Raw genomic sequence first — 8,960 nt, forward strand, 5'->3', positions numbered from 1 at the left:
GGCACCGGGCAGGACCTGCTGCACTCTCCCGGGCCGCCCGACCCCCTACAATGCGGCCCGTGAGTGTGTCCGCCCGAGCCTTCCCCCCGCCCAGCGCCGCCATTCCCGAGGGCACGCGCGACGTTCTGCCGCCCGAGTGGGGACAGCGTGAGGCCCTGCGCGCCCGGCTCTCTGCGCTGTTCAGCGTATGGGGCTACCGCGGCGTGGAGGTGCCCGCGCTGGAATTCGCCGACCCCCGACATCCACAGGACGAGCGGGTGTTCAAGTTGATCGACTCGGGCGGACAGGTGCTCGCTCTGCGCGGCGAATTCACGACGGCCATCGGGCGGCTGGTGCGCTCGCAGTTTGCGCAGGGGCCGTTTCCGCTGCGGCTGCAGTACAGCGGTCGGCTGTGGCTGCGTGCGCTGACGAGCGAACTCGGCCGCCTGCGCGAATTCGGCCAGACCGGCGTGGAACTGATCGGCGTCTCCGGCGCACGCCCCGACGCCGAGCTGCTGCAGCTCGCGGCGGCGGCGCTGGCCGAGGTGGGCGTGAATGCCCAGCTGGAAGTCGGGTATCCCGGTTTCGTGGACGCGGTGCTGGAGGACGCCGACCTGCACGGCCCCGCCCGCGATGAGCTGCACAGCGCGGTGGACCGCAAGAGCGGCGCGGACATCGACCTGCTCTCGCGCCGCGAGGGGCTGCCCACCGCCGTGACGCGCACATTGCATGCCCTGACCGACCTGTACGGTGGTCCCGAGGTGCTGAACGCCGCCGGGGCGCTGGCACGCGGCGAGCGGGCCCACGCGGCGGTCGCCCACCTGCGTGAAGTCACGGCGGTGTACGGCGGCCCCCTCCTGTACGACCTGGGGGCCAGCCGCCGCTACGACTACTACACCGGCCTGACCTTCCGCGCCTACGCCGCCGGCCTGAACCAGCCGGTGCTGGGCGGGGGCCGCTACGCCCTGGAGGGTGGCCGGCTCTCGGGCGCGGGTTTCGCCATCGGCCTGGAGCGGTTGCTGCGGGCCGCCGCGCCGCAGCTGCCGCCCGAGCCGGAAGTGGTCCTGGCCCTGGACTCCGCCGGAGCGCAGGCGGCCCGCGCCGCCGGTCTGCACGCCGAACTGGCCTGGACCGACGACCTCCAGGAACTGCGGGCTTTCTGTGCGGCGCGGGGCATTCGCCGCTGGGCCCGGGGCGCGGCGCTGTTCGAACCGCCGGAGCCGGGCGGAGCGGCGCCCCAACCCGAGGTGGGCCTGTGACCCCGGCCCCCGTCCGCGCGCCCGATCACCTCACGCTGGCGCTGCCCAAGGGCCGCATTCTGGAAGAGGCCGTCGCGCTGCTGTCTCTCGCCGGGCTGCCGCTGACCCTCCCCGAGAAATCCCGCGCGCTGCGGCACGAATTTCCGGACGTGGGCGTGACCATCTTGGAACTGCGCAACCAGGACGTGCCGGTGTACGTGGATCTGGGTGTGGCCGATGTCGGCATCGTGGGCAAGGACGTGCTGATCGAGTCCGGGCGCGGGGTCTACGAACCCGTGGACCTGGGTTTTGCGCGCTGCCGCCTGTCGCTGATCCGGGAGGTCGGGGCCACCGGCCCGCTGGTGCGGGTGGGAACCAAGTATCCCCGCGCCGCCCGCGCCTACCTCAGCGCGCACGGCATTCCCGCCGAGGTGGTCAAGCTCAGCGGCAACATCGAGCTCGCGGCCCTGACCGGACTGGCCGAGGCAGTGATTGATCTGGTGCAGACCGGCAGCACCCTGCGGGCCAACAATCTGGAGGAGGTGGACGTGCTCTTTGAGTCCAGCGCCCGCCTGATTGTCAACCGCGCCGCCCTGAAGCTGCGGCGCGAGCGCCTGCGTCCGCTGATCTCGCGCCTGCGTGAGCTGGGGGCCGGCGAGCCGGACCGTGCGTCAGCGGGCCAGCCGCAGACCTCGCAGCAGTCCTGAATTTCATACCACTTGATTTTCTGAAGTTATACTGCCGCCCATGCCCCGGGCCGCTCTCTCTGCCCCCTCCACACCGGCCCTTCCCGATGGCCTGACCCGGCTGACCCTGCTGTTGCTCGCCGCCCTGACCATCATGTCGGGCGCGACCATTGCGCCCGCGCTGCCCGCCATGCAGACCCACTTTGCCGATCAGCCCAATGCCGGGCTGCTGGTCAAGCTGGCGCTCACCATCGTGGGGCTGGCCATCGCCCTGAGCGCTCCCCTGAGCGGCGTGCTCGCCGACCGCTTCGGACGGCGGCCCGTGCTGCTGGTCTCGCTGCTGCTGTACGCCGTGGGCGGGGCCAGCGGTCTGTTTGTGCAGTCGCTGGGGGCGGTGCTGGTGGGCCGGGTGGTGCTGGGACTGGCGGTGGCAGGCACCATGACCGCCGGCGGCGCACTGGTCAACGACCTGTTCGCCGGGGCGGCGCGCGGCAGGTTTCTGAGCCAGCAGGCGGCCTTCACCAGTTTTGGCGGGGCGGTGCTGCTGCCGCTGGGCGGGGTGCTCGCGGGGGTGGGCTGGCGCGCTCCTTTTGGGCTGTACCTGATCTCGCTGCTGCTGGTGCCGCTGGTGCTGCGCCTGCCGCGGGGGGTGCCCGCCGCCAGCGGCCCCGCCGAGGCGGCCACCCGGCCGCGCTGGGGCGTGATCGGTGTGGTCTACGGGCTGGCACTGGCGTACATGGTCGCCTTTTACCTGATGCCCGCCCAGGGCCCCTTCCTGCTGCGGAGTCTGGGAGCCGCCCCCGCCGCCACCGGGGTGATGCTGGGCGCCTTCACGCTGACGGCGGCCATGACCTCGCTGGGCTACTCGCGCCTGTCCGGACGTTTTCTGGCGCGGCGGGCAGCGGCGCTGGGCATGTTGCTGCTCGCCGGCGGCTGGGCGCTGGTGGCGGGCGCACACAGCCTGGGCGCGGTGCTGCCGGGCCTGGTCGTGGCAGGCCTGGGCGGCGGCCTGGTCTTTCCCAACCTCAACGCCTGGCTCGCCGACGTGACGCCCGCCGCGTGGCGGGGCCGGGTCGTTGCGGGCATGAGCAGCGCCGTCTTCCTGGGGCAGTTTCTCAGCCCGCTGCTGCTCGCCGCCCCCGCCGCCCACCCGGCCCAGGGCTTCGTGTGGGGCGCGCTCGCCATCGGCGTGATCGGCGCGGCGCTGCTGGGCTTCAGCGCGTGGCCGGGGCGGGGCATGGCGGAGGCCACAGGCCAGAGCGGGTCAGGCAGCTAGGCCCCGGCCTGCTCCCCCAGCGCGGCGCGCAGGCGCTCCAGTGCGTCTTGCAGAATCTCCCGGCTGGTGGCGAAGTTCAGGCGGATCAAGCCCTGCACACCGGGCTTGAAGGCCTCGGGGGCAAAGGTGGGGCCGTCGTGCACGGCCACCCTGGCCTCTTCCAGCAGGAAGTTCTGAATGTTGCCGGCCTGCGGATGGGCGCGCAGGTCCAGCCACGCGAGGTAGGTGCTCTCGACCGGATGGAACCGGACCCACGGTAGGTGCTCGCGCAGGTAACCGGTCAGAAAGTCGCGGTTGGCACGCAGGTAGGCCACCGTGTCGGCCAGCCACGGACCGCCGCCTTGCAGGGCAGCCTGCCACATGGTCACGCTCAGGGCAGACTCGTGGCCCATCAGCCCCCCGGCGGCGGCCCGCACCCGCTTGACCAGTTCGGCGTCGTGGCCGATCATCGCGCCGATGCCCAGCCCGGCGGTGTTGAAGGCCTTGCACGGCCCGGTCAGCGTCAGGGTGAGGCCCCGCACCCGCGGGTCGGCGGCAAACGATTCAAAGGGCGCGTCTGTAAAACGCAGGTCGGCGTGCAGCTCGTCGCTCACCACGTACAGGTTGTGGCGCACGACCAGATCGCGCAGCCGCTCGAGCTCTTCGTGGGTCCACACCCGCCCGGTGGGGTTGTGGGGGTGACACAGCAGCAGCAGGTCGGTGTGGGCGGCGGCCGCCTCCAGCCCGTCCCAGTCGATGCGGTAGCCGTCCTCGGTGTCCAGCAGCTCCACGGCAGCCACCTCGCGCCCCTGCCCAGTGATGCTCAGGTGAAAGGGGTGGTACACCGGGGTCATGGTGAGCACCCGGTCGCCGGGCCGGGTCAGTGCGGCCACCGACGAATAGATGCCCGGCACCACGCCGGGCAGCAGGATGATGCCGCCCTCCGGCAGGTCGCTCAGGCCGTGGGTGGCGAGCTTGGCACGCAGCAGGGTGTGCAGCGTGGGATCGCCCATCAGCTGGTGGTAGCCCAACCCACGGTCCAGACGGCCATGCAACGCGGCCAGGATGGACGGCGCGACCGGAAAGTCCATGTCCGCGATCCACATAGGAATCACGTCCGGGCCGTAGGCGGTCCACTTCAGCGAGTCGGGGTGGCGCAGGGCCGCCCGGTCCAGGGAGTCACGGGAGGCCTCGGCCTCGGGCGGGCGGGTCGGCGGGGTCATGTCTGGCAGGATACGCCCGCCACGCCGGAGCGCGTAGACTGGCGGCGATGCTGGCGATCATAGGCGCGATGGATGAAGAGATTGAGTTGTTGCTGGCTGACCTGCAGGGCCGCGAGGACCTGGGTTTTCCCGGCGTGACCCTGCACCGGGGCGTGCTGGACGGCGTGGACGTGCTGCTCACGCGCGGCGGCATCGGCAAGGTAAATGCGGCGATGACCACCACGCAGCTGCTGAATGCCGGGGCCACACAGGTGATCTTTACCGGCGTGGCGGGCGGCGTTCACCCGGAGCTGCGGGTGGGCGACATCGTGGTGAGCACCGACTGCGTGCAGCACGACGTGGATGTCACGGCCCTGGGCTACGCGGTAGGCACGGTCCCCGGCGAGGCCCCCGCCTGGGCCGCCGATCCGGAGCTGCGGGCCGTGGCCCTGGCCTCTGCCCAGGTCATACCGAACGTGCGGGTGGTGGAGGGCCGGGTCGCCAGTGGCGATCAGTTCATCGCCTCGCCCGAGGGAGCCGCGCGGCTGCTCGGAACCTTCGGGGCCGCCTGCGCCGAGATGGAGGGCGCGGCCGTGGCGCAGGTGTGTGCCAAGGCCGGCGTGCCCTTCGTGGTCATCCGCAGCGTCAGCGACACGGCAGACGGCGGCGCGCAGGTGGATTACCGCGAGTTTATGCCCCGGGTCGCCCGCCACGCCAAGACGGTGGTGCGCGGCATGCTCGCGCGGCTTTCCACCGCCCCGTGACCGCGGCCGCCTCCATAACCGCCAGCCTCCCCGCTCCGGTGCGCTTTGTGCTGGGCCTGGGCATCCTGGTGGGGTTTGCCGCCGCCGGACAGGCGCTCGTGACCGTGACACGTCTGCCGCTGCCGGGTTCGGTGGTGGGGCTCGCGCTGCTGTGGGCGGCGCTGGGGCTGGGCGTGGTCCGGCTGCACTGGCTCTCAGACGCCGCCGACGGTCTGCTGGGCATTCTGGGCCTGCTGTTCGTGCCGGCCACGGTGGGATTTATCGGGTACCTGTCTGCCGGGGCGGCGTGGGGGCTGTGGCTGCTCGTGATGACGGCGGGCTTGCTGGTGGGCAGCGCCGTGGCCGGTCTGCTCGCCTCGCGGCTGCTGCGGCCCGGAGGCTGAGGCCATGGTCTGGATTGCCCTGACCCTGCTCGCCTTTGCGCTGGGCGTGGTGGTGCAGCTCCGCGCCCGCTCACCGCTTGCCAACCCCACCCTGCTCGCCACCCTGCTGGTGGCCGCCGCCCTGCTGCTGAGTGGAGTTCCGTACGCCACGTATCTGGGCCATGTCAAGCCGCTGACCTCGCTGCTCGCGCCGGCCATCGTGGCGCTGGCCGTTCCGCTGTACCGGCTGCGGGCCCTGCTCGCCCGGCAATGGCGCTCCCTGATTATTGGCGGTCTGAGCGGCACCCTGGCCGGGGTCGCCACCGACGCGCTGCTCTCGCGCGCCCTGAACCTCGGACAGGACGCCCAGCGCTCGCTGCTCACTGCCCCAGCGACCAGCCCGGTGGCCCTGCAGCTCGCGCAGTTCACGGGGGCCCCACCTGCGCTGGCCGCCACACTGGCCGTTCTGTCCGGGCTGGTCGGCGCGTTGCTGCTGCCGGGCTTTCTGAGCGTGATCGGCGTGAAACACCCGCTGGCGCGTGGACTCGCCATCGGCGCGGTCGCCCACGGGGTCGGCACCGCCCGCGCCCGCGAGGAGGGAGAGCTCACCGGCGCGGCAAGTTCGATTGGTATGGGCCTGGCGGCACTGATCGTGACCCTGACCGTGGCCGGACTGGGCAGCCGTTAGCCGGCGGGGGAAACATCCCCTCCCCCGGGCCCCGCATTTGACTCTGTGCGCCGCAGCCCCGATGCTGAGAGGCCGATGGCCCGCACCGTCAACCCCATTCAGGACCGCTCGCGCCGGGCGGCGCTGGAACGGGCAGCCTACCTCGCGCTGTACGAACGCGGCTACGCCGGGGTCACGCTGGCGAACATCGCCGCGCACGCCGGGGTCAGCCGGGGCACGCTGGTCTATCACTTCGGCAGCCGCGCCGGCCTGCTCGCCGCCGTGATGCGCCGCTTTACCCGGACCATCACGGCGGCAACCCGCCGCGCCCTGCGGCTGGCCGACACGCCCGCGGGCAAGCTGCAGGCCTTCGTGGACAACCAGTTCTACGGCGTCGAGAACACCCGGCGTTTTTACACCGTGTCGCTGGACTTTCTCGCCGCCGCCACCCGCGATCCGGCCCTGATGGCGGTGCAGCGAGACTTTCTGCGGCAGACGCTGGAACTGGACCTGGAACTGGCGCGGCTGGCCGGAAACGCGGGGGCCGAGACGCGGGCGCGGCAGCTGCGGGCGCTGGTGGAAGGCCTGAGCGTGCGCTTTCTGGCCGATCCCGCTCCCGACCTGACCGCCTACCGCGCCGACTGCCTGGCCGGATTGCGGGCCATTCTGGGCTGGGATTAGACCATCTGGCCGAGGCCCGGGCCGCCGGAAATGTGTCACGCTCCGACATGACCAGAGAATTGGACCACTACCCTTCCCGCGCAGCGCAGGCGCTCGTGCTGCTCCACGATAGAGAAATGCGCGGGTTTCTGGAGGTGTGGCGGCAGGCCGAGGCAGCGAATGTCTGCCTCCCCGCCACATCCAATCCGCACTATCAATCGCTGGAGCATCTGCTGTGGCACGTGCTGAACTCATCGGGGCAGTACTTGGTCAGGATGTGCGCGCATCTGGGGTTGCCCGATCCGCAGCCGGAGGCGGTTCCGGGGATCGAGGACCTGCAGTCACAGGCGGGGGCCTATCTGGAACGCCTGCTGCGCTGGTAGCGCGTGCCGCTGGCTGCCGTAGAGAACGCGGACATGGAACCGGCGGTCTACACGCCGGGGATGCACTACTGGATCGACGCCATGCTGGAACACGCGGTCATGCATCCCGTGCGCCACAGTTTTCAACTACGGGAACTGCTGGCAGCCGGGGCACAGGCCAGCTCAAGCACGGACTAAAGCCAGCGTCTCCAGCGCCGACGCGATCTGCCGCGCACCTTCTAACAGCCGGGGACCCGGGCGGCCCAGCCCACTTTCCGGCACGGCAACCACCGGCACGCCCAGCCCACGCGCCGTGATGACCTCCGGGCGCAGTTTCTTCGCTCCGCACCACGAACACACGATCAGGTCAGGGCGCGCGGCGCGGACCTCCTCCAGCGTCAGAGGTCGGCTGCGGCCCGCGTCGTCGGCCAGAGCGTTGACCGCCCCCAGCATGGACAGCAGTTCCGTGACCCACGAGTCGCGCGTGGCCGCAATGATCGGGCGGGGCCACCACTCCACCAGCACGCGCGGCGGGCGGGAGCGCTGCACACGCAGTTGCCGAAGATCGTCCGCCAGCCGCGCGGCCACCTCCTGCCCCCGCTGCTCGAGCCCGATGGCCCCTCCGACGCGGCGGATGTCGTCCAGCGTCTCCCGCACCGTCACCGGGTCAAGGACCAGCGTGGGCAGGCCGCGTGCGTGCAGGTCCTCCACGATGCGCTCCATGCCCGGCACGCTCAGGCTGGCGAGGACCAGATCGGGCCTCGAAGCGGCCACCGCATCCAGATCAATGTTCAGGTCCGGCCCCACCCGGCAGGCCCGCTCCAGCCCCGGCGCGTCGCTGTGCGAGTCGGCAGCCACCACCCGGTCTGCCGCTCCCAGCGCCGCGAGGATGTCCGAGTTGCTCGACGCCAGCGAGGCCAGCCGGAGGGAAGCAGGAGTCATGGAAACAGTCTATCAGCGGCACTTTCCCGGAGTTCCGTCCAGGGGTTCTGAACCGTCCAGCGCGGTCAAAAGCCCCCTGACCGTGTGGTAAGCTCGGCCCATGAAGAACACGTTCGCCGTCACCATGACGTTGCTGCTGGCCCTGACGCTGGGCGGCTCTTATGCAGGCTACCGGCTGGCCACCACACCGCATGAAGGCGCTCATGAGGAGGCGACGCACGACAACGCCCAGGTGCCCCCCGAGGAAGCCCCCAGCGCCAATGTGGCCGCCACCGGGGCGGCGGGCGCTCCCGGCGCCCTGGGTGACGTCAAACCCAACGAGGCGGGCGGCACCACCAGCGGCCCGAACGGCGCGGTCGCGCGGCCCGGCGGCGCCCTGAGCGGCGAGGGCGTGCCTGCCGGAAGCACCGAGGGCACCGCCACCGAACCCGACACCCGCAGCAACGAGCAGAGTGCCACCGGCAACCCGCCCGCCGCCACGGCGGTGGCCGCCGAGACCCAGGGCGACACCTCGGCAGGGGCCGAGCTGTACGCGGGCAGCTGCGCGGGCTGCCACGGAGCCAATGCCCAGGGCAACATCGGGCCCTCCCTGGTCATGGCCGATGGCCCCAAAGCGTGGACTCTGGCGCAGTTCACCACCGTGCTGCGCGAGGGCAAGCTGCCCGAGGGCCGCGAGCTGAACGCCACCATGCCGCGCTTCTCGGACGCTCAGCTCACCGACTCGGACATCGGCAACATCTTTGCCTACGTGAAGGGTCTGAACTAGGGTGTGTCCGCAAACCCTGGAGGCAGTGTAAAAATGACGTGTGGTTCGGCGTTACGAGTTGACCGATGAGCAGTGGA

The 8,960-nt window shown here is 71.3% G+C and carries 12 protein-coding genes; 10 read left to right on the forward strand and 2 right to left on the reverse strand.

What is annotated here, in order from left to right:
* Positions 1 to 50 precede the first annotated feature (50 nt).
* The 3 genes from IEY21_RS03415 to IEY21_RS03425 are packed head-to-tail and all read left to right on the forward strand — an operon-like array spanning position 51 to position 3,179.
* Positions 51 to 1,238 (forward strand): ATP phosphoribosyltransferase regulatory subunit, encoded by a 1,188-nt coding sequence (locus tag IEY21_RS03415; protein ID WP_188901349.1) that lies wholly within the window; start codon positions 51 to 53, stop codon positions 1,236 to 1,238.
* Positions 1,235 to 1,924, forward strand: coding sequence for an ATP phosphoribosyltransferase (hisG, locus tag IEY21_RS03420; RefSeq protein ID WP_188901351.1), 690 nt, complete (start codon positions 1,235 to 1,237; stop codon positions 1,922 to 1,924). Before IEY21_RS03415 ends, hisG begins: the two co-directional genes overlap by 4 nt.
* Before the next feature lie 40 nt (positions 1,925 to 1,964).
* A complete protein-coding gene (locus IEY21_RS03425) occupies positions 1,965 to 3,179 on the forward strand; it encodes an MFS transporter (RefSeq protein WP_188901353.1) in 1,215 nt (404 codons plus the stop codon).
* Here the strand turns inward: IEY21_RS03425 and IEY21_RS03430 are convergent.
* Positions 3,176 to 4,381 carry a MalY/PatB family protein gene (locus IEY21_RS03430; RefSeq protein ID WP_188901354.1) on the reverse strand — a complete coding sequence of 402 codons (1,206 nt, stop codon included), beginning with the start codon at positions 4,379 to 4,381 and terminating at the stop codon, positions 3,176 to 3,178. The genes IEY21_RS03425 and IEY21_RS03430 overlap by 4 nt on opposite strands.
* Before the next feature lie 47 nt (positions 4,382 to 4,428).
* Between IEY21_RS03430 and IEY21_RS03435 the strand changes: the two genes are divergently transcribed.
* The 6 genes from IEY21_RS03435 (at position 4,429) to IEY21_RS03460 (ending at position 7,373) form a co-directional block, all read left to right on the forward strand.
* Positions 4,429 to 5,124, forward strand: a complete 696-nt coding sequence (locus IEY21_RS03435) for a 5'-methylthioadenosine/adenosylhomocysteine nucleosidase (RefSeq protein ID WP_188901356.1) — start codon at positions 4,429 to 4,431, stop codon at positions 5,122 to 5,124.
* Entirely contained in the window at positions 5,121 to 5,507 is a 387-nt protein-coding gene (locus tag IEY21_RS03440) for a CidA/LrgA family protein (RefSeq protein WP_188901358.1), read from the forward strand. Before IEY21_RS03435 ends, IEY21_RS03440 begins: the two co-directional genes overlap by 4 nt.
* Before the next feature lie 4 nt (positions 5,508 to 5,511).
* Entirely contained in the window at positions 5,512 to 6,174 is a 663-nt protein-coding gene (locus IEY21_RS03445; RefSeq protein ID WP_188901360.1) for an LrgB family protein, read from the forward strand.
* Positions 6,175 to 6,249: 75 nt separating this feature from the next.
* Complete coding sequence (locus IEY21_RS03450; protein WP_188901362.1) at positions 6,250 to 6,834, forward strand: TetR/AcrR family transcriptional regulator; 585 nt, start codon at positions 6,250 to 6,252, stop codon at positions 6,832 to 6,834.
* Between the two features lie 47 nt (positions 6,835 to 6,881).
* Positions 6,882 to 7,196 (forward strand): hypothetical protein, encoded by a 315-nt coding sequence (locus IEY21_RS03455; RefSeq protein ID WP_188901365.1) that lies wholly within the window; start codon positions 6,882 to 6,884, stop codon positions 7,194 to 7,196.
* 33 nt (positions 7,197 to 7,229) lie between these two features.
* A complete protein-coding gene (locus IEY21_RS03460) occupies positions 7,230 to 7,373 on the forward strand; it encodes a hypothetical protein (RefSeq protein ID WP_188901367.1) in 144 nt (47 codons plus the stop codon).
* Here IEY21_RS03460 and IEY21_RS03465 read toward each other — a convergent pair.
* Positions 7,359 to 8,117 (reverse strand): helical backbone metal receptor, encoded by a 759-nt coding sequence (locus IEY21_RS03465; protein WP_188901368.1) that lies wholly within the window; start codon positions 8,115 to 8,117, stop codon positions 7,359 to 7,361. The two genes, IEY21_RS03460 and IEY21_RS03465, sit on opposite strands and share 15 nt — an antisense overlap.
* Positions 8,118 to 8,217: 100 nt before the next feature.
* On the opposite strand from IEY21_RS03465, the gene IEY21_RS03470 reads away from it, so the two are divergent.
* Positions 8,218 to 8,883, forward strand: coding sequence for a c-type cytochrome (locus IEY21_RS03470; protein ID WP_188901370.1), 666 nt, complete (start codon positions 8,218 to 8,220; stop codon positions 8,881 to 8,883).
* The last annotated feature ends 77 nt before the right edge of the window (positions 8,884 to 8,960 follow it).

The organism is Deinococcus aerophilus (assembly GCF_014647075.1).
Classification (GTDB): domain Bacteria; phylum Deinococcota; class Deinococci; order Deinococcales; family Deinococcaceae; genus Deinococcus; species Deinococcus aerophilus.